This is a genomic window from Microbacterium koreense, from assembly GCF_042677105.1.
GTDB classification, from domain to species: domain Bacteria; phylum Actinomycetota; class Actinomycetes; order Actinomycetales; family Microbacteriaceae; genus Microbacterium; species Microbacterium koreense.
Genome location: NZ_JBHTIM010000001.1, coordinates 1,223,360 through 1,246,014, shown reverse-complemented (window position 1 = coordinate 1,246,014; position 22,655 = coordinate 1,223,360). Strand labels below are relative to the sequence as shown.

15 protein-coding genes are annotated in these 22,655 nt (G+C 68.7%); 2 read left to right on the top strand and 13 right to left on the bottom strand.

Annotation, left to right across the window (positions count from 1 at the left end):
• Positions 1-35: 35 nt before the first annotated feature.
• Genes ACFQZV_RS05725 through ACFQZV_RS05685 form a run of 9 tightly spaced genes read right to left on the bottom strand, consistent with a single transcriptional unit; the run spans position 36 to position 16,802 of the window.
• Positions 36-1,235: an RDD family protein gene (locus ACFQZV_RS05725; RefSeq protein ID WP_378750930.1), complete on the bottom strand. Its 1,200-nt coding sequence runs from the start codon at positions 1,233-1,235 to the stop codon at positions 36-38.
• Entirely contained in the window at positions 1,232-2,827 is a 1,596-nt protein-coding gene (locus tag ACFQZV_RS05720) for a serine/threonine-protein kinase (RefSeq protein ID WP_378750932.1), read from the bottom strand. The genes ACFQZV_RS05725 and ACFQZV_RS05720 overlap by 4 nt, the downstream gene beginning before the upstream one ends.
• The gene (locus tag ACFQZV_RS05715; RefSeq protein ID WP_378750934.1) at positions 2,824-3,987 is read right to left on the bottom strand and encodes an FHA domain-containing protein; all 1,164 of its coding nucleotides are present in this window, start codon (positions 3,985-3,987) and stop codon (positions 2,824-2,826) included. The genes ACFQZV_RS05720 and ACFQZV_RS05715 overlap by 4 nt, the downstream gene beginning before the upstream one ends.
• The gene (locus tag ACFQZV_RS05710) at positions 3,987-4,808 is read right to left on the bottom strand and encodes a PP2C family protein-serine/threonine phosphatase (protein ID WP_378750936.1); all 822 of its coding nucleotides are present in this window, start codon (positions 4,806-4,808) and stop codon (positions 3,987-3,989) included. The genes ACFQZV_RS05715 and ACFQZV_RS05710 overlap by 1 nt, the downstream gene beginning before the upstream one ends.
• Positions 4,805-6,058, bottom strand: coding sequence for an RDD family protein (locus ACFQZV_RS05705; RefSeq protein WP_378750938.1), 1,254 nt, complete (start codon positions 6,056-6,058; stop codon positions 4,805-4,807). The genes ACFQZV_RS05710 and ACFQZV_RS05705 overlap by 4 nt, the downstream gene beginning before the upstream one ends.
• A complete protein-coding gene (locus ACFQZV_RS05700) occupies positions 6,055-8,460 on the bottom strand; it encodes a transglutaminase family protein (protein WP_378750940.1) in 2,406 nt (801 codons plus the stop codon). The genes ACFQZV_RS05705 and ACFQZV_RS05700 overlap by 4 nt, the downstream gene beginning before the upstream one ends.
• Complete coding sequence (locus ACFQZV_RS05695; RefSeq protein WP_378750942.1) at positions 8,457-9,716, bottom strand: DUF58 domain-containing protein; 1,260 nt, start codon at positions 9,714-9,716, stop codon at positions 8,457-8,459. The genes ACFQZV_RS05700 and ACFQZV_RS05695 overlap by 4 nt, the downstream gene beginning before the upstream one ends.
• Positions 9,716-10,687 (bottom strand): AAA family ATPase, encoded by a 972-nt coding sequence (locus ACFQZV_RS05690; protein ID WP_378750944.1) that lies wholly within the window; start codon positions 10,685-10,687, stop codon positions 9,716-9,718. Before ACFQZV_RS05690 ends, ACFQZV_RS05695 begins: the two co-directional genes overlap by 1 nt.
• A gap of 43 nt (positions 10,688-10,730) precedes the next feature.
• On the bottom strand, positions 10,731-16,802 hold the full coding sequence (locus tag ACFQZV_RS05685) for an Ig-like domain-containing protein (protein ID WP_378750946.1): 6,072 nt from the start codon (positions 16,800-16,802) through the stop codon (positions 10,731-10,733).
• A gap of 127 nt (positions 16,803-16,929) precedes the next feature.
• On the opposite strand from ACFQZV_RS05685, the gene ACFQZV_RS05680 reads away from it, so the two are divergent.
• Both ACFQZV_RS05680 and ACFQZV_RS05675 read left to right on the top strand, forming a co-directional pair.
• On the top strand, positions 16,930-17,811 hold the full coding sequence (locus tag ACFQZV_RS05680; protein ID WP_378750948.1) for a DUF1295 domain-containing protein: 882 nt from the start codon (positions 16,930-16,932) through the stop codon (positions 17,809-17,811).
• Positions 17,808-18,692, top strand: a complete 885-nt coding sequence (locus ACFQZV_RS05675) for an alpha/beta hydrolase fold domain-containing protein (RefSeq protein WP_378750950.1) — start codon at positions 17,808-17,810, stop codon at positions 18,690-18,692. Before ACFQZV_RS05680 ends, ACFQZV_RS05675 begins: the two co-directional genes overlap by 4 nt.
• Here ACFQZV_RS05675 and galE read toward each other — a convergent pair.
• The 4 genes from galE to ACFQZV_RS05655 are packed head-to-tail and all read right to left on the bottom strand — an operon-like array spanning position 18,685 to position 22,645.
• Positions 18,685-19,722, bottom strand: coding sequence for a UDP-glucose 4-epimerase GalE (gene galE, locus ACFQZV_RS05670; RefSeq protein WP_378750952.1), 1,038 nt, complete (start codon positions 19,720-19,722; stop codon positions 18,685-18,687). The genes ACFQZV_RS05675 and galE overlap by 8 nt on opposite strands.
• Positions 19,723-19,744: 22 nt before the next feature.
• Positions 19,745-20,398, bottom strand: coding sequence for a thymidine kinase (locus ACFQZV_RS05665; protein WP_378750954.1), 654 nt, complete (start codon positions 20,396-20,398; stop codon positions 19,745-19,747).
• Positions 20,399-20,428: 30 nt separating this feature from the next.
• The gene (locus ACFQZV_RS05660; RefSeq protein WP_378750956.1) at positions 20,429-21,901 is read right to left on the bottom strand and encodes a malate:quinone oxidoreductase; all 1,473 of its coding nucleotides are present in this window, start codon (positions 21,899-21,901) and stop codon (positions 20,429-20,431) included.
• A gap of 42 nt (positions 21,902-21,943) precedes the next feature.
• Positions 21,944-22,645 carry a VIT1/CCC1 transporter family protein gene (locus ACFQZV_RS05655; protein WP_378750958.1) on the bottom strand — a complete coding sequence of 234 codons (702 nt, stop codon included), beginning with the start codon at positions 22,643-22,645 and terminating at the stop codon, positions 21,944-21,946.
• Positions 22,646-22,655: the final 10 nt, after the last annotated feature.

Below are 22,655 nucleotides of genomic sequence, written 5' to 3'. Positions count from 1 at the left end.
GGCGATGCCGGTCGTCACTCCTCGTCTGCGGTCGATCAAGCACGAACCACACTCGCGGTGCGCTCGCCCAGGCGCACCTGGTCGCCCTCGCCGACGACGACGGGCGCATCCCCGATCAGCGGGTGCTCGGCGCCGTCGCGGATGATTCCCGACCCGTTCGTGGAGTGGCGGTCCACGATCTCGAGCCCGCCGTCGACCGGCCGCGCCATCAGGTGGGTCTTCGAGAGCGATCTGCTGTCGTCCGCGAGCGCGATGACACGGACCTCGCGCGACCCGGCGGCGTCGGGGTTGCGTCCGAAGAGCGTCGGCCCGGTGATCGTGAAGATCTCGCCCGAGTCGAAGCGCAGACAGAACGCGGCGGCGGTCGCAGGCGGCGCAGCCGGGACGGCACGTGGCGGCTGCGACTGGTCGGCCGGCGGCTGGGCCGGGGCCGCCGGGGGCTTGGCCTGGGCAGCCGACTGCGCCGACCGTGACGGCTCCACCACGTCATGCGCTCGGGAAACCCCGAGCACGCCCGCGCTCACGCGGCTGCCGGGTCGATACTGCGGCTGCGCGGCCGGGTCCGTCGGCGTCGCCAGCGACGGCAGGCTGTGTTTCTCGGCCGTCGGGGTCACCTTCGCCATCTTGCGCGCGATCCGCATCCGCTTCTGGTCGTAGGGGTTCAATCCCTTGCGCACGTCCACCAGCCAGACGCGGGCAGCCTTGTCGTGGAGTCCGCGGCCGCGGCCGTCCGGATCGAACGTCGGTGACGACAGGATGAGCGCGGGCCCGAGCAGCGGAACGATCCCGGAGACCCCGACGAGGAGCAGGCGCACCAGCACGGCGCCGACACCGGGTCGCTCGAGACGTGCGACACCGACGGTGCGAATGCCCGTTGCGGCCTTTCCGATCGTCATTCCCTTGCGCCCGTGGAGGACGAGCTGGACGACGAGGAGCACGAGCCCGAGGAACATCGACACCGCGGCCATCACGACGGCGAGCACGAAGGTCGGGTGGTTCACCAGGCCGTACAGCGAAATCGACCCGGTGGCGAAGCGGATGAGCAGCGGCAAGGGACCGAGCCACAGCAGCTGGACGACGCACAGCCACAGTGCGACATCCACGGTGAGCGCCAGCGCGCGCCGTCCGAAGGGCGCCCGCAGAAGCCCCAACGCAGCCGCGTACGCGGGGTCGGGTCGCCCGTCCGCGTCGAGCCCCTCGATACGAGGTTCGTCGTCGTCGATCTCCCAGATCATTGATCGACGCACCCACGAACGGGTTCGGATACTCGACCGTCGGCACGGCGGAGCATCACGTCGATGCAGACCATTCCTCCCGTGGCGTCGACCCGCGCGAGAGGCTCGTCCGCTTGCTGCGGGTCGATATCGCCCGAGACGTCGACGACATTCCAGAGGTAGGTGTCGCCGTCCAGGGGTTCCTGGTTCACCCACGCGAAGACGATCTGGTCTCCCTGCCGGGAGCCGTCCATCTGCACGACCCGTGGCACGAAGTCCGAGACCACCTCCTGGGGCTGCGCCGTCTCCGTGGCCTCCGGCGGCGTGCTCGACCCGGGGAACAAGACGTTCGCGCCGACGATCACTGCACCGACGACCAGCACCGCGGCGACCACGGACAGTGACACCCACAGACCTGTCCGGCGCCGGGTCTCCCCCGTCGCGGTGGTCGGTTCTGCCGCAACGGACTGCGGGTCGTCGGACGCCTCCGGCAGGATCGGAGTCGGCGGGCGGAGGACCGTGCGATCCTCGCTCTCGCTCGGTGGCGTCGGCACGCGTAGTTGCGTCGCCTCGTCCACGTGTGGGGCGGACGCAGCATCGAAGACCGGTACGTCGCCGACGGGCTCCGGGGGGCCCTTGCGCTGAGTCGTCGCGGACGCGCGAGTCGACGCGTCCGGTTCGATACTGACCACCTGGCGGACTCGTGTGAGGCCGTCACCGTCGTCCTCTTGTTCCTCGGCCGGTGCGTGGTCGTCGACGATGTCGATCGGTGTCACCGAGTGCGAGAGCTCGATCTGCACCTTCTGCAACGCCCGGGCGAAGGCGACCGCGCTACCGTAGCGGTCATCGGGGTTCTTCGCCATCGCGCGATCGAGTACCCGTTGCAGGCTCGCGGGCGAGTCCGGGCGGTTGAGAGACGGGAGCGCGGCCCGTTCGATGCGCTCGATGAGGTCCGCGCTCGTGTTGCGTTCGCCCGGTCGTTCGAACGGGGAACGTCCCGCGAGGAGCGTGTAGAGAGTGGCACCGAGCGCCCACACATCGGTGCGCGGACCACTGCGTGGTGGCTCGGTGAACGATTCGGGCGGTGACCAGGGGATGGACATGCCTGCGGCCTCGCTCGTCGCGCCGGCGGTCGTCGCGATGCCGAAGTCCGTGAGCGCCGGTCGGTTGTATGCCGTGACGAGGATGTTGGCCGGCTTGATGTCGCGGTGCAGCACGCCCGCACGGTGCGCCGTCTCGACCGCGCCGGCGACTTGCACACCGACGCGCAATGCCTCGGCGATCGAGAAGGGTTCTTTGCGGGCGCGCAACTGCAGGTTCGGGCGCGGGCAGTATTCCATGACGAGATACGGCCGACCGTCGCCTGCCACACCCGCCTGGTAGATCGTGACGATCGCCGGATGCGTCGAGAGCATCGCCATGACGTTCGCTTCTTCGGCGAACTCCTGCGCCGCCCCCGACGCGAGCCGATCGGCGAGCAGGACCTTGACGGCCACGTGGCGACGCGGCATCTGCTGTTCGTAGAGGAAGACGTCGGCGAACCCGCCGGTCCCCAGCGGCTCGACGTAATGGAATCCGGGGAGATCGGGTGGCGGCGAGGGGGGACGGGTCACGGGAGGTCCTCGAAGGTGGCGGTCACGCCGTCGCCCATATCGACGACATCGCCCGAGAGCACGAGGGTCGCCTCGCCCGGATGCAGCCGCACGGGGTCGGTCGCGGGCCGCAGCAGCGTCGACCCGTTCGTCGTGTGCAGGTCCACCACCACGACGGTGTCGCCGTCGATGCGGATCTCGAGGTGGCTGCGGGAGATGTCCTGCTGCGGGCTGTCGACCGCGATCAGCAGCGGCAGATCGGCGCCGCCGACCCGCGACGAACGAGGCCGCCGTCCGATGATCACGGTGCGGTCGAGTTCGATGACCTGACCGGTCGACAGCCGCACGCGTCCCGAGGCCACCTCGCCGTCGCCGGTCGCAGGAGCCGCCTCGTAAGCGGGCTCCGGCAGGCCTCCGCGGCGCGCACGGAGTTCGGCGAGCGAGACGGTGGCCCCGTCGTGGTCGCCGAGCGCCTCGCCGGCATCCTGCGGCTTTTCCACCGCGGCCGCCGCACGGCGTGAGGACATGATCGTGCTCTCCCACACCTCGTCGATCTCTGTGGCCGAGGGTGCCAGCGTCGTGTCCGTCGGAAGAACCGTCGTCTCGCTCGACGCGGGCACGGATTCTGCAGCGGGTTCCGCCGGCGCGAGAGAATCCGGCGCGGGTTCCGCAGCGCCGGGCATGTGCGGCACGCGTGCGAGGGAGGCCGGTTCGACGGGCGCGGGAACTCGCGATTCCCCGGCGAGCGCGACGGATACCGAGCCGGCACGCACGACGCCTCCCTCGAGGGGGAGGTCCCCGGCCTCGTAGCCGGAGTGCATCGACAGGCGCACAGCCGACGCGGCCCCGACGAACCTCTCGCTCCACGTCGTGACCTCGGTTCCCGAGAAGCGCTGCGGCTCGGTGTCGGGTCGCTCCGAGATCTCCGCGTCGACGGCCCCGCGCACGGCGACGCGTACGCCGTCGCCCTCGATGATCAGCGCGGCGAACGATGGCAGCGACGACACGGCACCGCCGACGTGCGAGGTGAGCACATCCAGGATCGCGGGAAAGGTGGGCTCCGAGCGCATACGTTCCCAGAGAGTCCGTACGAGGTCGTTCGCTGAGTCGGGCGCGAGGGCGACGTAGACGCCGCGCAGCGCGAGCAGGTACCACCGTCCCGGCGTGTACGTCGTCTGCATCAGCGCACTCCTCCCGCTGCGGCTTCACGCGGATGCGTGTTCATGTCCACCTCCGACTCGATGTCGGTCTCGCTTCGGATGCCGGGGCGCGCGGCGACGGCCACGGCATCCGCGACGACGACCGTGACGTTGTCCCTGCCGCCCGCCGCCACCGCGCGTGCCACCAGCGTGTCGGCGGCGTCTTGCGGCGCGACGGTGGCCAGGAGCACGTCACGGATCTCGGCGTCGGGCATCTCCGACGTCAGTCCATCTGAACACACGAGGATCCGATCGCCGCGTTCTGCAGGAAAGAGCCAGTAATCGACATCCCCGGGGCTACTCGCGCCGATCGCGCGCGTGATGATGTTGCGGCGGCGGTCGGCCGCGGCGGCCTCGGCACTGAGCTCGCCCGCGTCGACGAGTTCCTGAACGACGGAGTGATCGACGGTGACTTGTTCGAGGTCGCCGTCCGACAGGCGATACGTGCGAGAGTCGCCGATGTTCACCACCAACCAATACCCGACGCCGTCGACGGATGTGACGACGACGCCGCTGAGGGTCGTCCCGGCGCGGTCGTCGGTGGTGTCCGAGAGCGCCTCGACACTCTCGCGGGCGTGGGCGATCGCCCCGCGCACGTCATCGAGATCGAGCGACTCGCGCCCCGCAGCGACCGCGAACGCGGCGATGGCGGCGGCACTCGCGCGATCGCCCGCGCGATGCCCGCCCATCCCGTCCGCGACGATGAAGACCGGCGCGGTCGCGAGGAACGCGTCTTCATTGAGCGCGCGCCGACGCCCGGGGTGCGTGGCTGATCCTGCGTCGATCACGACGGGGGCACTCATGCATATCCCCCGATCGTGACGATCCGATCGCCGATCTCGAGCGCGTCACCCAGACGTACCGGCACGCGCTGTCCTGCCGGGCACGCGAGTCGCCTGCCGTCACGGATGAGCGTCATCCCGTTGGTCGAATGGCGGTCGAGCACCCACCCCCCGGATGCATCAGCGGCCGCCTCGAAATGGGTCTTGGAAAGCGACAGGGTCTCGTCGCGCACCGCGACGACCGTGACCGCCTCTTCGGCGGCCGGGTTCCGGCCGAACAGCGTTCGGCCGGACACTGTTGCGCGCGTGCCGTCATCCCAGGTGAAGACCAGGCGGTGGCCGGGGATGCTGATCCTCGTGTCCTCGGTGTCTTCGCCCTCGGGCGACGGTTCGACGACGGATGCCGGTGGCTCCGGCTCCGGCTCCGGCTCCTTCGGCGAGTACGGGGCCGGGGTCGGGGTCGGGGTCGACGCGGGTGTTGGCGCGGGGCGACCCACGACCGTGGCGTCCCGCGCCTCATCGTCCCGGGCGTCGGGAGCGCCGACAGACGAGGGTGGTGGCTGCGTCACCCCGGGGACGAACGCGATCAGCGATCCGGCATCCGCCACGGGGGCGACAGACGTCCCGGGCGCAGGCGGCGTCCCGGGCGCAGCCGGCGTCCCGGGCGCACCGGATGCGGCAGGCGCACCAGAGGCATCGGGCGCAACAGCCGTGGGCTGAATCGGCGGAGCGGCCACCGCGGGTGCGAGGGGTGCTCCCGGCCCCTGCACCGCGCCGGCGGAGGGTTCAGCGGCAGCCGGAGCGGGAGAATCCCCTGCTGCCGGCACGTCCGCGGTGTGGCGCGCGTCGCGCACCAGCGAACCGACGGCTTTGTCGTGCCATCCCTGAAATCGCCCGGACCCATCGAACAACGGGGTGAAGTAGCCGACCACGATGGATGCCGCGAGGCCGAAGACGACGTTCCTCACGAGCGCGCGGCCGAAGCCCAGTGGCGTGCCATCCGACGCGGTCAGGACCACGCCCTGCGCGCGCATCCCGATCGAACCCCGCCCGCTCTGCATCGCCGTGTAGACGACGAACCACCCGAGTAGGAAGAGCATGACGATCGGCGCGCCGATGAGGAGCACCGGCATCGCGGCATCGGGACCCGCCACCGCGACGGCGATCACGAGACCGATCGTGAGGACGACGCCGAGAGCGGCCGCGATCACGGCGTCGATGACGTAGGCGATCGCCCGTCGCGCGACGGGCGCCGCGGCAGCCGGGGTCATGACGTCTCACTCTCGGTCGAAGGGGGCGTGCTCGTCGCCGTCGGATCGATCGTGCCCGATCCGCGGGACACGCGCGCGGATGCGGCATCCCGCACCCCGCGCAGACTCGTCGCCATCGCCGTACCGCCCAGGAGCGAGCGAAGGCTCAACCTCGCCCGCATCCGTCGCCAGAATCCGGCATCCTTACCGATTCCGCCGACGATGCTGTCGACTTCGTTCCAGAAAGCGTCGACATCCTCCTTCGACGGGTCCGACGGACCGAACACGTCGACATCGGCCCGCTCGGCGAGCTGGGTGACCGCGGGCACCGCGAGGGTGGTGGCGACGGTGTGCGCGTCTTCAGCGCGTGTGCCTCCCGGAGTGAGCCTCGCGCCATAGTCGACGGCACGGTCGGTCAGCTCGTGCCATCCGCCACTGATCCGATCGCTGGCACGCTCGGCCGATCGGCGCGCTCGGCGCTTGGCGGCCTTCCACGCACCGATCACGATGAACGGCAGCATGATCAGACCGAGAATCAGCAGCGAGATTCCCCCGATGAGCAAGATCGTCCCGATGATGCCCGCGATGTTCAGGCTCTCCTCTTCGGCCTCACGGTCATCGGGCAGGGTGGGCGGAAGGTCGACGGGTTCCTGCGGCGGCGGTGGCGGTTGCAGCACTTGCGGCTTCGGATCCGACCGCGGCTTCGTGCTCTGATCGTTGGGGATCTGGTCCTCGGGCGGGGTCGGATCGAACGCGAGCCAGCCGAATCCGTCGAAGTTGATCTCCACCCACGCGTGGACGTCTGCGCCGGTAGCGGTGAACACCGCTTCACCGGAGCGCTCCTCGTCGGGGTAGTACCCCATGACGACGCGCACCGGGATGCCGAGTTCACCCGCGAGCAAGGCCATCGCCACGGCGTACTGCTCATCGTCACCGATCATCTGGTCGCCGCCGAAGAGGGTCGTGATCCGCTCGGCCGTGTGCCCGGCGCGCGAGAGCACTTCTCCTTCGAGCCCATGACTGAAGAAGCCGTCTTCAGCGAGGAAGGTCTCCAACGCGCGCACCTGTTCGATGGGGGACTCCGCGCCGGCGACGGTTTCGGCAGCGAGCGACGCCAGCTCCTCGGGAACATTGCTCTGCTGCGGCTGGGTGACCGAACCGAACGCCGCATCCGCGAGCTGTTGGTCCTCGGGCATCGTCGCGACGACCGCATCGACCGCATACTCGTCGCCGCGTCGAAGACCCGGCGTGACCACCGCCGTGCCGGTCTCGGTATTGACGAACGTGCCACGGCGTAGTTCATCGGCCCGGTCTCCGGCGAAGCTGATGTCGGTGAGCTGTCCGGCCACCGGCATCCACACTTCTGCATAGGCACCCACCGCGACGCGGAGCGTCACGGGGATCCCCTCGGCCTCCGCAGACATGTCCGAACGCAACGGCGAGAAGGCGCTGGAAGATGTCGGACCGCCATCGCTCACGTTGTAGACCATGCCGTCGTAATCATCCATCACCGCCGTACGGACCCGCGCACCGTCGGGAAGCCCCTGGACGGTGAAGAGGGTCTCGTCGGCGTCATCGCGCACGTTCTTGCGGAACGATTGCAGGGGGCTCGGATAGTCGCGAACATCGAACGGCGGGATGATGACGTCGCGGAACACGTGCCGCGGTTCGGTCGGGGCGGCCAGCGCATGGGTTGCCACACCGCCCCCGACGGCGACGGCGAGAACAGCTGCTCCCGCTGTCATCCGGCGCACGCGCATGTGCGATACCCGTGTCGGGTCGGCCTCGCTGATCGAGACCGCGGCGCCGCCTGCCGACCGAGCCTGTCGCAACGCCAGCCACGCGATGGCCACGGTGGCGAAGACCAGTCCCTGCGCGACGGGGAACGCAGGCTCGGGCGTGCCGAGCGCGATCACGAGCATCAGGAGCACTCCCGCGGGTGCCAACGCCCAGGCAGGGTGGCGCAGCCGCAGGGCGAGGGATGCGGTGACCGCCGTGAAGACGAGCGAGAGCATGAACGGCACGAGGAGGTGGCCGTCGGCAGCCGAGACCGGAGCGACCGTCGTGAGCATCAGCTTCCATGCGGTCACCGGCCCCACCGCGAGGCGTTGGAGGGTCTCAAGCGAAGGGATCACGCCGAGGAGGGTCGTTCCGGGCAGGGCGAGCGCGCCGCCGAAGACCGCGTACGCGGCGACGACGAGCCCGGTGACGGCGAGGATGCCCCACCGGCGCCACGCCGCGACGGCCGCGATGGCGGCGCCCAGGAGCACGCCTCCCAGTGCCGCGGGAACGAACGACGGGCCGCCGAAGGTCGGCCAGAATCCCGCCAGAGCGACCGCGACGAGCACGACGCTCGCCGTGATGTCGACGGCGCCCTGCCGTACGTCGGCTGCACTCGCGGTCGCCCGATCGGCGCCGCTCACGCGAGCACCCGATTCATCGCCGGAGGAAGGTGCTCCAGCGCACCGATCGTGATCACATCGGCTTCGCCGACCCGGCGCAGGGCGGGAGCCGAGGCCGTTCCGTCCGCGACGACGACGAGCGCCCGCGCGCCGAACGGAAGACGTGCACACGCAACGCGAAGTTCCTCAGGCGACACGTTGGAGCCGCAGACGAGCACGACGACGCTCGCGAGCGGAATCGTCGCGGAGATGATGCCGGCAAGCGACGCGACGCCACCCTCGCGGGGTTTGCTGGGTTCGACGGCCGAGAGCGAATCGAGCAATCGCTTGGCTGTGCCGGCGGGGAGGTCCCTGCCCTGAACCCGCACGTCGACACGCTGCGAGTCCCGCAGAGCACGCAGTCCGATCGACCCGGCCACCGAGATGGCGAGTTCGAGCTCTTCCGCGGTCGAGTAGTCGACGCTCGAGCGCGAGAGGCCGATCACGAAGTGCGACCGACGGGTCTCCTCGTACTGGCGGACCATCATGGTTCCGGTGCGCGCGGTCGACCGCCAGTGCACATGGCGCAGGTCGTCGCCCGGCTGGTACTCCAAGAGGGCGTGGAACGACACGTCGTCGCGCGAGAGGTCGGTGGCCGGGAGACCTTCGAGGTCGCGAAGGAACCCCAGCGACTGGCCGTCGAAGAGCACGGTGCGCGGGTGCACGAAGAGGTCGACCGGTTCGTCACGTTGGTGGGCGCGTTCGAACAACCCCAGTGGGTCACCGCGGACCACGCTCACCGGTCCCACCTTCACCACGCCGCGCTTGTGCGTGGGGATCGCGAACAGCTCTTCCGATTCCTCTCCCGGGGCCAGACGGCGGATGCCGAACTCGCCACGTCCCGTGCCGACCGGGAGCACGACGCGTGAGGGCAGGATCGCGCGCGATCCACGGTTGGCGAGGGTGAGCGCGCCGACCGCACGATCGCCCACGACGACTCGCGTGCGGGCCAGATCCAGCGTCACGTCATAGGCGGTGCGCCCGATCAGGAACAGCGCGCACAACGTGACGGTGAGGGCGATCACGACGGCGGCGACGGTGAACTCCCACCAACCGGCGACCTGACCGACCACCCAGCATCCGATCGCGATCCCGATGAGGATCCAGGCCAGCGGCCGGATCGCCGACACCGCCACGCGTGCGCGCTCCCCCGCGCGCGCGCCGAGGACCACCGCGATGTCCTGCCATCGGGCGTCGCGGTGCGGCGGTGGGTTCGCCGGCGCGGTCTCTGCCGTCATCACGCCGCCGATCGCGCCTGGGGTGCGGCGATCCCCTCGAGGACGCGGAGGATGATCGTCTCACCGGTGGTGCCGGCGAACTCGGCCTCGGAGTCGAGCACGAGCCGGTGCTGCCACACGGGCCGGGCCAGGCTCTTGATGTCGTCGGGGAGCACGAAGTGTCGTCCGTGAGCGGCGGCCCAGACCTTCGCGATGCGGACCATGGCGATCGCGCCGCGCACAGAGACACCCAATCGCGTCGCCGTGTCGTTGCGGGTCGCCTCGGCGAGTTCGGCGACGTACCGCAGCACGGCGGGGTCGACGTGCACGGATGCGGCGAGCCCGGCCATGTCGGCGACGGCACCGGTCGTGATGATCGCCGAGAGTCCCGCCGACGGGTTGCGCTCGGAGGCACCCGCGAGGATCCGCTCGGTCACGTCGAGATCGGGATAGCCGATCGACGTCTTGATGAGGAAGCGGTCCAGCTGCGCCTCGGGCAGCTTGTAGGTGCCCGCCTGCTCGATCGGATTCTGGGTCGCAATCACGAGGAAGGGGCGCCCTGTCTCGTGTGTCACGCCGTCGACGGTGACGCGGGACTCCTCCATGACCTCGAGGAGGGCGGATTGCGTCTTCGGCGACGCACGGTTGATCTCATCCGCCAAGACGATCGATGCGAAGATCGGCCCGCGGTGGAACTCGAACCGGTGCGACTGCTGGTCGTAGATCGTGACACCCGTGACGTCCGACGGAAGGAGGTCTGGAGTGAACTGGATGCGCGCGCTCGTTCCCTGGACGGTCGCCGCGAGTGCCTTGGCGAGGCTCGTCTTGCCTGTTCCGGGAGCATCCTCAAGCAGCACATGCCCCTCGGCGAGCATGGCGGCGAGCACGAGGCTCACCACCTCGTGCTTGCCCTGCACCGCCTGGTCGACGTTGTGCACCAGGCGCTGGAACGTCGAGTGGAACCACGCGGCCTGCTCCGGGGTCATGCTCATGTCGTGTCTGCTTTCTGCTCTGCTTGCGTTCGACGGAGCCCGGCTATGGCCGAGCCCAGAATCTCTTCTCGGTGTCGACGGCGCCACCCCACCCGAGAATGTCCACCCAGACGTCCTGTCCGTCACGCCCGGCATAGCAGTCCAGCTGGAAGCTGCCGTTGCCGTCGAAGTTGGTGATATTGGTCCAGCTCCCGATCAGGCCACTGTTGCTCGAATAGCACCGCACGTCGTGCTGACCGATGTTCAGGTTCTCCCAATTGACGATGTAGCGGCGGCACCCGTTCACACAACTGCCGGCCGCGTCGCCCTGGGTGACCCACACGCGGGGAGCCGGCGGATCGTCGGTGCGCGCGGAGGCTGAGGCGATGGAGGACCACTGGCCGGCAGAGTCCTGCGCCCGCACTTCGATGCGGTGGGTCTGCTGATAGCCGCTGCCGACCGTGCGCGCCCCGTTGCTGCCGACGCTCTCCCAGCCCCCACCGTTGACGCGGATCTGAGTGGTCTGGATCGCGCGGCCGTTGTCCGAGCCGCGCGAGTCCCACCGGAGCTCGACGCTCTGCCCGAGGTTGCGCGCATTCGCCGTCGGCGCGGTCGGTGCCCCGTACGGGGTCTCGCGGAGGCTGTTGGAGACCGCCCCCGAGTACGTCGTGCCGCCGACTGTTGCGACCCCGCGCATCTCGACGGTGTACGCCGTGCCGTTGCCGAGTCCCGTGATCACGCCGTTGCCGGGGATTCCCGACCAGCCTCCGCCGTTGAGGCGGTACTGGTAGGCGACCTCACCCGCACGGGCGCCGTTGCGCGCACCGGGGGTGTACGCCACGGTCAGGCGTCGATCACCCGGAGTGACCGACGTGATCTGCGGCGCACCGGGGGCGACGACTCCGCGGCGCGGAGCGGACATCTCGCTCCAGGCACCCCAGCCCGCCTTGTTGTGTCCACGGATGCGGTAGGTGTAGGCGGTCTCCGAGGTCGGAACGACGATCGCCTGGCTGTTGGATCCGGCGACCGGCGCCACCGTGCGTCGCAGCGTGGATCCTTCCCACACTTCGAGCTGGTAGGCGTCGATCGCGTCACCGTTCGCCGGCGGCGTCGCCCAGTTCACCTGCATCTGCGCTTGATTGCCGACCGGCTGCAGCTCGGCGGTCGTCGGAGCGGAGGTCGCGAGCGGCGGGCCGGCGGGGATCTCGGACGCCGACCAGTTGCTCCAGCTCGACGGCTCGGGCGCACGGTTGTGTGCGCGGACGCGGACTTGGTAGTTACCGCCGTTCTCGAGCCCCTCCCACGTGAGGGAGTTGCCGGTCGCCTCTTTCTGCGTGATCCCCGAGGGCGGCGCCGGAGAGATCTCGAGGGTGTACCGCTCGACCGGTGAGCCGGGCGTCGTGGGGGTCGTCCAGGCGACCCGCAGTGAGCGGTCGCCGAACGTGAGCGTCGGGGGGTTCGGCGTGTCGGGCCGCGCATCGGGGCGGGCCACCGCCGATGATCCGGATGGCGCAGACTCGCCGACCCGGTTCGTCGCCGTCACCTGGAAGACGTACTCGACGTTGTTCGTCAGGCCGTCCAGCGTGCAGGTCGTCGACGCACACGCCTTCGAGTAGGTGCCGCCCTGGACCGCGCGCACCGTATATCCGGTGATCTCCGCTCCGTTGTTGGAGGGAGCGGAGTACGAGACGACCACGGTGCGGTCCTGGACGCTCATCACCGTCGGCGCGCCCGGCGCATCGGGAACGCCCTGCACCGTCACGACCACCTGGCCCGTGGCTTCGCGATCGGGATCCTCCGTGGCATCCCGAATCGTGTAGCGGACGACGAGGGTGCCGACGAAATCGGCGCCGGGCGTGACCGAGACATTATCGCCGTCGACGCGGGCTTGACCTGCACCCGTCTCGACGTTCGCCGACACGAGCGTGAGAGGGGTCTCGGGGAACGGGTTGAAGTCGTTCGCGAGCACCGGAACCGAAATCGTCGCCCCCTGATCTGCCTGGGAGATCGTGTCGGTGTTCGCCGTCGGCAGAGCGCGGTTCGACGCGGCCACCTGGACCAGAACCTGCCCCTCCACCGGCTCGGTGACGCCGTCCGTGACGCGAATCGTCAGGGTCGTCGCCGCCCCCTTCTGGGCATTCGATGCGGCCTCTACCAACAGCCGGTCGCCGTCGACACGGGCGGTGATCCCCCGGTCCTCGCCGCCGACGAGCGAGAAGCTGTGCGATCCGGCGTCTTCGGGGTCAGGATCGGTCGTCAGCGCAGCCAGATCCAACACGGCCGGATCCTCGCCCGGCGCGACCGTCATCTCGCCGCCGAGGAACTCCGGCTGCTGGTTCTCGGGCGGGAGGACGTTGATCGGGATGCTCAGCGTCGCCTTGCGCCCGTCCGGGTCGTCGGGCCCGGTTCCGTCGGTGACCTCGAACGTCAGCGCGTCCTGGCCGAAATAGCCCTCGGCCGATGTGTAGACGAGCGTGCGCTCGTCTTTCACGAGGTCCGATCCGTCGGCGTTGATCGCGGTGACCTTCGCGTGCTCGGTGAGCACGACGTCACCACCGCCGGCGACCGTGACGAATTCCGCCAGCGGCACTTCGCGGGTCTCGCCGCTCATGACCTCCAACGGCTGAGTCGTCGTCAATGTCGGGCGCAGCCCTTCCCGCGAGGGAACGAAGATGAACGCCGAGGCCTCCAGCCCGTCTTGATCGGTGAGCGTGTAGCGGATCAACTGCAGTTCTTCGGTCACGGTCACCCGGACCGTGCGGTCAGCCAGCAACGTGCCGCCCGCGCCGACGGCGACGGCGAGGCCGTCGGTCGTACCGTCAGGATCTTCATCGTTGTCGAGGATCGCAAGGTCGGCCGTCAGCGTTCCATCCTCGAGGTCCTCGGAACGCAAGCGGTCATCGCGGGCGATCGGTGCCTGCAGGGGCACGTCCTCATCCACCGTGATCTGCAACACCGCGGTCGCCGTGGCACCCCGAGTGTCGGTCACGGTGTACTGCAACGACGTCTCCAGTGCACGGTCGGGCGCCTCGACGAGCACGCGATCGCCCGACACGCGTGCGGACAACCCGTCGATATCAGGCACTTCGAGACCGTCCTCCACGAGAGAGATCTCATCGCCCTCCGGATCGGAGTCGTTCAGCATGACCGGCACGGCGATCTCGCGACCGGGCCGAACGACGACCGCATCCTTGACGGCGTACGGCGCCTGGTTCACCTGGTCGGCGGGCGCGATGCCGACGCGTACCGTCGCCGAACCTTCTTTGCCCAGCCGGTCGCGCACGCGATACTCGAACGCGTCTACGCCCGTCGCGTCGTCGAACGCCTCATACGTGAAGTAGTTCTGGGCGACCTCGACGATGCGCCCCTTGGTGGGGCTCGACGAGATGTCCAGCAGCTCCACCGAGTCACCGTCGGCATCGATCCCGTCGAGCGGGACGGCGACGTTGACTTCGGTCCCCGAAAGAGCGCGAGCCACGAGATCGCGCGGGCGCGGCGCCGCGTTGGTCTCCTCGTCGAGGGGGAGGATCTGCACGGTGACGTACCCCGCCGCCTTCTGCTGGCGCGAATCGACGGCCTCGTAGGTCAGGTAGACCGTCTTCGCCTCATCGCCGGCCTTGAATCGCACCGTGTCCTGCGACACGAACGCCTCACCGTCTTCAGGGTCGACGAACGGTTCGATCAGCTCCGGCGCGACGTGGAGCGCATCGTCATTGGGATGCGAGTCGTTGTCCAGTACCGGAATGGTCACCACGTCGCCGACGCGAACGGTCGCGGTGTCGGGGGCGGTCACCGGCTGAAGGATCTTCTCGGGAGCGGGGATGGGGACGACGACGACCTCCCCGTCGGCCGACTGCTGCCCGTTCGAAATCCGATACGAGATGCGCACCTGCTCGTCCAGGGTGCCCTGGTCGGTGATGCGCAACGTCTCGTGGTTCAAGACCGAGACCGACACCCCCGCGCCGGGCTCCGTCGACACCGACTGGACGACGAGGATCCCCCCAGACGGGTCGGTGTCGTTGTTGAGGACGGCGACCAGCGCGTCGCCCCCGGTGGGAAGCAGTGCGACATCACGCACGGCCACCGGCGGGAGATCGACCTCGGCCTCCTCGATCACATCGATGCGCACGAGGCCTTCGCCGTTCTCGGGGCCGGCCGTTGCGAGGTACTGCACGTAGTAGACCCCGGCGACCGGTGCGGTGAAGGTGAACGTCTTGTTCGCGAAATCGGGCTCGATGGTCGCGCCCGGCACGTCGTCGACCCGCCCGAGCCGCAGCTGTTCACGACCGGAACTGGTGTCATTGGCCAGCGGCGCCACCGTGATGGGCTCCCCGACATGTGTGACGACGTGGTCGGCGTTCGTCTTCGGTTTCGTCGATCCCTGCGGCCGGACGTCGAGCACGACCGTGGCTGTCGTGTTCTCACCGAATCCGTCGGCGACCGTGACCTGGATGTCTTTGCGCCCCTGGAGACTGGCCGTTGCCTTGTAGGTGATCTGACCGTCGGTGCTGAACTCGACCTCGTCGCCGGATGCTGCGACGACTTCTCTCAAGTAGATGTCGTCACCGTCCGGATCGATCCAGTCCGGAAGAATGTTGTACGACACCGCCCCGCCGGCCTCGACGGTGAGCGATGTCGTGCGCTTCGGCGTTGGCGCCGCGTTCACACTCTCGTCCCGCACCGACAGGCTGACCGACGCGGTATCCGTTCCTCCCCTGCCGTCGTCCACTTCGTAGGTGAAGGTCGCGGTGCCGCTTGCGCCTTCGGCGACGGCGATCTGCAGCGAAGCGCCGTTGAAGATCGGCTGCACCGTGCCGATCGATGGTTGACGGCCCGTGACGGTCGCGACGAGCACGTCGCCGTCGGGGTCGTTGTCGTTGTCGATCACCGGCAACAAAGCCGATGCGCCGGGACGGACGCCGAAGGAGTCATCCTCCGCCGTCGGAGGCGTGTTGATCTCGCTCCGTTCCGGAAGCGTCGTCTCGACCGTCTCCTGGGTCGAGTCGTCCTCGTTCTCGGTCTCCCCTTCGGGCGGCGTCAGATCGTTCCAGTTGTCGACCCGCTGAAGACTCTCCGTCGCCAGCCACGCCGCGCCGCTGACCGCGTCGTTGAGGATGATCACGTCACGGTTGACACGGAACACGAGGTTCGCTGCCCCTGCGTCCTCGATGTCGGCGCGGACGTCGTCCGAAGTACCGATGCAGTCACGGACGAAAGCGCCGGAACCCGCCCAGGCACCGTAGGCGCATCCGCGAAGCCACACCGGGGCGGCGGGTTCTCCGACCCCTCCGGCCTCGGTCACCTCGGGCTCTCCCCCGCCGAGGGGAACCGAGACGAGACCGCTCGTCGTTGCCACGACCACCGCGTCGGTCGGCGCCGACGCCTGCTGCAGCACCGCGCCGTCGGTGTCGGCGATCTCGGTCCGCGCACCTCCCGGCATCCGCACGGAGGCGTCGACCGGATCCAAGACCACCGGGGTGCTGCCCACCGCCGTGATGCTCGCCGCATCGGAGAGTTGCTCGTCACCGAACGACTCGGCCGACACGTCGAGGGCCTCACCCTCACCGTCGACCGTGATGCTGACCACCTCGGCGCGGTCGCGGGCCAACCCGAACACCGTGCCGTCGTGAGCGACGACGACGTCCCCGCCGTCGCCCAATTGAGCGACGGGTTCGGCAGCCTCGATCTCGAACGAGGCGATCGCGGGAACCGGGACGACCCAGAGGTTGCCCGAACCTTCATCGAGGATCGCGACGGTCTCGTCACCCAGCGCGACCTTCGCCGCGCCGGGAATCCGTGCCGAATCTCCGAGAGCGACACGCGCCGGGTCGACGACCGCCACCGTCGATTCACCGCTGTCGACGACGAGCACGTTCTCGGCATCCTGCACGATGTCGAAGCTGTCACCCGTCGTGCGCAGCCCCCCGTCGATGACGGTCGACTCGTGGTTGAAGTGCCCGACCATCAGCGTCGACGTCTTCGTGAGCCACACACCGCCGTCGTTCAGATCGACACGCGTCGTCGGATTGCCGTCATACGCGAAGGCCATCGTCGTGAGGGCGACGACGCCGACGGTGACCCCCGCCGTCGACGCCAGCGTCTTCGGACGCGCGCGCACCCACGACAGAGCCTTCATGTGCGGTGATCCCCCCGGATTCTGCAACGCACCGTGTTGCGACGACGGCCGATGACTGCATCATCCTAACCTCCGCCCGGGCATGCCCCCGATGGGGAGTGGTCCCCATGCGCACTAGCCTGTGGACATGGATCCCCTCATCCTCGTCCTCATCGTCGCGGGCGGTGCGAGCGCCTTCTGCTGGATCGCCTCCCTCATCACCAAGGACACGTCCTGGGTCGACCGCCTCTGGTCGGTGGTACCGGTCGTCTACGTGTGGATCTTCGCGGGCTCGGGCATCGCCGCCGGCCACGACGCGACACGTCTCATCGTGATGGCCGTGCTGGTGACCGCCTGGGGTGCCCGCCTCACCTTCAACTTCGCCCGCAAGGGCGGGTACACCGGGATGGAGGACTACCGTTGGGCGGTCCTGCGGGGCCGCATGGCGCCGTGGCAGTTCCAGGTCTTCAATCTGCTGTTCATCGTGCTCTACCAGAACGCACTGCTCGTCCTCATCACGCTTCCGGCGTATATGGCCTGGCAACACCCCGCCCCGTTCGGAGCGTGGGATACGGCGTTCACTGTGCTCTTCGTGGTCTTCCTCATCGCCGAGTTCATTGCCGATCAGCAGCAGTGGGTGTTCCACAAGGCCAAAGCCGCCGGCCGCGCCGAGGGCTTTCTGTCGTCAGGGCTCTTCGCCTACAGCCGGCACCCGAACTTCTTCTTCGAGCAGGCGCAGTGGTGGGTCTTCTACGCGATCGGCGCGGTCGCAGCCGTGGCATCCGGGCTGGGCGTGTGGGGCGGCGCGATCAACGGGACGATCGCCGGCGCGATCCTGCTGACACTGCTGTTCATCGGCTCGACGATCTTCACCGAGTCGATCTCGGCCTCGAAGTACCCCGCGTACGCCGACTACAAACGTCGCACGTCGATGCTCGTCCCCCTGCCTCGACGCCGGCGGCCGGGCGTTCAGCCCAAGAGCCCGCTCCCGCACACCGCCGCGTCTGGTCCGGCCGAGCCCGCCGCATGAGCAAGCCCAGCCTCATCCACCAGTTCGTCGCGAACGTCATCCTGCCGCTCTCCGGAGTCGCGCGCCGATTCGCGCGCGTGCCGGTGGGCGAGAAGATGCCGAGTCCTCCCCGAGGCGCCTCGCACTCCGGAGACCTCACCGTGACGGCGACCGTCGCCCAGGGGTGGCCCGCGTTGCGTTTCGAACCAGCGCAGCCCGCCCATCCCGCCCGGACCATCGTCATGTTGCACGGCGGCGCGTACGTCCACGAAGCCAATGGAATGCATGTCGACCTGTGCCGTTCGCTCGCCCGGAGCACAGGCGCGACGGTGGTGATGCCCGCCTACCCGCTCGCGCCCCACGCCACGGCTGACACCGTCGTTCCCGTCGCTGCAGATCTCATCTCACACGAGATCGCACGCACCACCCCGGAGCACACGGCCGTTCTGGGCGACTCTGCCGGGGGCGGACTGGCTCTCGCAGCCACGCAAGAACTTGTCCGAAGAGGATGCGCGGTGCCCGGTTCGCTGGTGCTCCTCTCACCGTGGCTCGACGTCACAGTGAGCGATCCGCGTAGCCTCAACGGCGTCAAAGATCCGCTGCTCGATGTCGACGGTCTCCGCCGATGCGGCCGCCTGTGGGCGGGCGCGCTCGACGCTGCCGACCCCCTGCCCAGCCCCATTCATGGGTCGATGAGGGGTCTGCCGCCGATCGCGCTGTACTCGGGTACCCGCGACGTGCTCTACCCCGACAGCCAGCGGCTCGCGGACGCCGCGCGGGAGGCGGGCATCGACGTCGACATCGACCTGCGTCGCGGCCTCATCCACGACTGGGCGATCATGGGGTTTCTGCCCGAGAGCGCAGCTGTGGCCGCGCGACTGCCGGATCAGCTGTTCAGGTAGCGTCGCCGTCGACCTCGGTCGCGAAGCCCTGCGGGTTCGCCGACTGCCAGCGCCACGCGTCGACGGAGGCGTCGTCGATCGTGCGCGTGGCCACCCAGTCGAGCTCGCGTTGCGCCTTCGCGGGGTCGCAGTAGGTCGCGGCGACATCGCCGGCCCGGCGCGGCAGCACCGCCTGCGGCAGGTCGCGCCCCACCGCCCGCTCGAACGAGGCGATGACTTCACGCACGCTCACCGGCCGACCCGTCCCCAGGTTGAACACGTCGTAGCCGGGGCGCCCACGCTCGAGCGCGGCGACGTGACCCTCAGCAAGGTCGACGACGTGGATGTAATCCCGCAGGCCGGTGCCGTCGGGCGTGTCGTAGTCGTCGCCGAAGATGCCGATCCGGTCGAGTTCGCCGACGGCCACCCGCTGCACATAGGGCATGAGGTTGTTGGGGATCCCTGCCGGGTCCTCCCCGATCAGACCCGACTCGTGGGCGCCGACGGGGTTGAAGTAACGCAGGATCGTGATGTCGAGTTCGGGGTTCACACGCGCGACGTCCTCAAGGATCGCCTCGTTCATGCGCTTGGACTTGCTGTAGGGGTTGGAGAGATCGACACTCGTCGTCGACTCCTCGGTGAACGGCAGATCCGCCGGGTCCGAGTACACCGTGCCGGTGCTCGAGAAGAGAAAAGAGCGGATGCCGCGGGCGATCCCGACGCGCAGGAGCGCGAGCGTCGTCCCGAGGTTGTTGGCGTAGTAATCGAGCGGTTTCTGCGTCGATTCGCCCACCGCCTTGAACGCGGCGAGCTGCACGACGGCGTCGAACGGTCCGAGCCGGTCGAACACATCGGCGACCGCGTCGTCGTCGCGCGCATCGGCGACGACCAGCGGCGCGGGCTTTCCGGTGATCCTCTCGACCCGCTCCGCGGCCCGTGCAGAGGTGTTCGACAGGTCGTCGAGAAGGACGACCTCGTGACCGGCGTCGAGCAGAGCGACGGCCGTGTGGGTCCCGACATAGCCGGCTCCGCCGGCGAGCAGTACGCGCATGTCACCAGCGTAGCCGCGAGGGTCAGCCGAGCCTGCCCCCGGACTCGGTCAGGTAGCACTCGGCGCACATCGACTCATAGGTGACCCTGTCCGCCGACAGTTCGTCGATCGCCACCTGGTCGCCGTCGAAGACGAACCGTCCGCCGACCAGGCGCGCATTGAACAGGGCCTTACGTCCGCACCGGCAGATCGTCTTGAGCTCCTCGAGGCTGTGCGCCAACTCCAGAAGCCGACGCGAACCGGGAAAGGCATCGGTGCGGAAGTCCGTACGGATGCCGTACGCCAGCACGGGAACCCGATCGAGCACCACGATCCGCAACAGGTCATCGACCTGTTCGCGGGTGAGGAACTGTGCCTCGTCCAGGAGCAGGCAGGCGACGCCCGCCGCACCCTCGGCATCCGCCCCGTCGGGAACGAGAGCCTGTGCCGCGTCTTGCGCGAGTCGCTGTCGCTCTGCGGCGAACAGCGCGCGCACGTCGTCGCCGGGACGGATGAGGAAGTCCACCGGCCGTGTCATCCCCAAGCGCGACGATATCCGGTCCGCGTCCTTCGTGTCGATCTCGGGCTTGGCCAACAACACGCGCTGGCCGCGTTCCTCATAGTTGTACGCGGCCTGCAGCAGGGCTGTCGACTTGCCAGAATTCATCGCGCCGTAGCGGAAGTACAGTTTGGCCACGGTGCGGGTGTCCTGTGGATCTCGTCGAGCTCAGGCCAGCAGCGCGAGCGTCTCGGCCGTGTCTTCGAGGGTGCGCTCGGCCTCGGCCGGCTCACCGTTGAGGGTCTCACCATAGCTGGGGATCAGTTCGCGCAGGCGCGGTTCCCACTCGGGCATCGACTCGGGGAAGCACGTCTTAAGCAGACCCAGCATGATCGACACCGCCGTCGATGCCCCGGGCGAGGCACCCAGCAGGCCGGCGATCGTGCCGTCACCGCCGGTGACCACCTCGGTGCCGAACTGCAGGACACCGCCCTTGTCGGGGTCTTTCTTCATGACCTGGGCGCGCTGTCCTGCCTGGATGAGCTCCCAGTCCTCATCGCGCGCGGTCGGCATGAAGGTGCGCAGGCTGTCGACCTTCTTGGCGTGGTTCTTCAGCAGCTCACCGACGAGATAGGTGATCAGCGACGGGTTGTCGACGGCGACCTTGAGCATCGGGCCGATGTTGCCGGGACGCACCTGCGACACGATGTCGGTGATCCGACCGGTCTTGAGGAACTTCGGGCTGAACGTCGCGAAGGGGCCGAACAGGAGCGACGCCTCGCCATCCACGACGCGGGTGTCGAGGTGCGGTACCGACATGGGTGGGGCGCCGACCGACGCCTGCGAATACACCTTCGCTTTGTGCTGGGCGACGATCGCCGGGTTGGTCGTTTTGAGGAACTGGCCGCCGATCGGAAAGACGCCATACCCCGAGATCTCGGGGATGCGCGACGATTGCAGAAGCTTCAATGCCCATCCGCCGGCGCCGACGAAGACGAAGCGCGCATCGGTGAACCCCGGCGTGCGTCCGACCGTGTTGCGCCAGTTCACGCGCCACGAACCGTCCTTGCGGCGGCGGATGTTGCGCACTTCACGACCGGTGACGATCTCGACGCCGCGGTCGCGGAGGTTGTCGAAGAGCTGATGCGTCAGCGCGCCGAAGTCGACGTCGGTCCCTGCCGGAACCCGGGTGGCGGCGAACGGCTCGCCCGCGCGGCGCTTCTGCATGAGCAGCGGTGCCCACTGGTTGATGACCCTGGAGTCTTCGCTGTACTCGATGCCGGCGAAGAGAGGCTGGTCTTTCAACGCCTCGTAGCGCTTCTTGAGGTATGTGACGTCCTTCTCACCGCGAACGAACGTCATGTGCGGTGCCGAGTTGATGAACGTGGACGGTTCATCGAGCACACCACGGTCCACGAGCGACGACCAGAACTGGCGGCTCTGCTGGAACTGCTCGTTGATCCCGATCGCCTTGGCGGGGTCGACGCTGCCGTCCTTCGCCTCAGGCATGTAGTTCAGCTCGCACAGCGCCGCGTGACCGGTTCCGGCGTTGTTCCACGCGTTCGAGCTCTCCAGCGCCACATCGCCGAGGCGCTCGTACACGACGATGCGCCAATCAGGCTGGAGTTCGGAGAGCAGGGTGCCCAGGGTGGCGCTCATGATGCCACCGCCGACGAGTACGACATCAACGGGTTCGGTCACCGTTCGATTCTAGGATGCCCGCGCCCGACGCCCGAACTCCTGCTATCCGTCGCCGTCGACGTCGATCTGAGGAATGAACTGGTCGATGATCTCGAAGACGTTTCCGGCGAGGAAGGACAGCAGCGCGATGAAGAGCCCGATCGTGACGGATCGGGCGACGGCGGCGATCGGATGTCCGGTGCCCGCGCGTGCCGAGACGAGCCCGGTGATCGTCAACGACACGATGACCACCGCGAGAGACACCGCCAGGCGCCACTCGTCAGGCACGAACACGACAGCCACCGTCAACGGCAGGGCGCCGGAGAGGAAACCGAAGAACCCCCGCGCTGCCACCGACCAGGGACGCGTGACCCGCGAACCGTCGAGCACCCCGTACTCGGCTTCGAGCTGGGCTCCCAAGGGGTCTTTGCGCATGAGCTGACCGGCGACGGTCTCGGCGAGGTCGGGGTCGAGGCCGCGCGAGATGTAGTGATCGCGCAGCTCCTCCCGCTCTTCCTGCGGGCTGAGGGCGAGCTGACGCTGCTCTTCTTCGATGAGCGCGCGCTCGGCCGCACGGTCTTGCGCCGCCTCGGCGTAGGAGGCCCCACCGAGCGAGAGACCACCCGTGATCATGAGCGTCGTGGCGGCGAAGAGAACCGTCTCGTCGTTGGCACCGGCCCCGGCGAACCCCTGGATGATGCCCGTCGTCGAGATGATCCCGTCGTTCGCATCGAGCACCCACCGGCGGAGGGTCGACGAGTCCACCACGATCCCC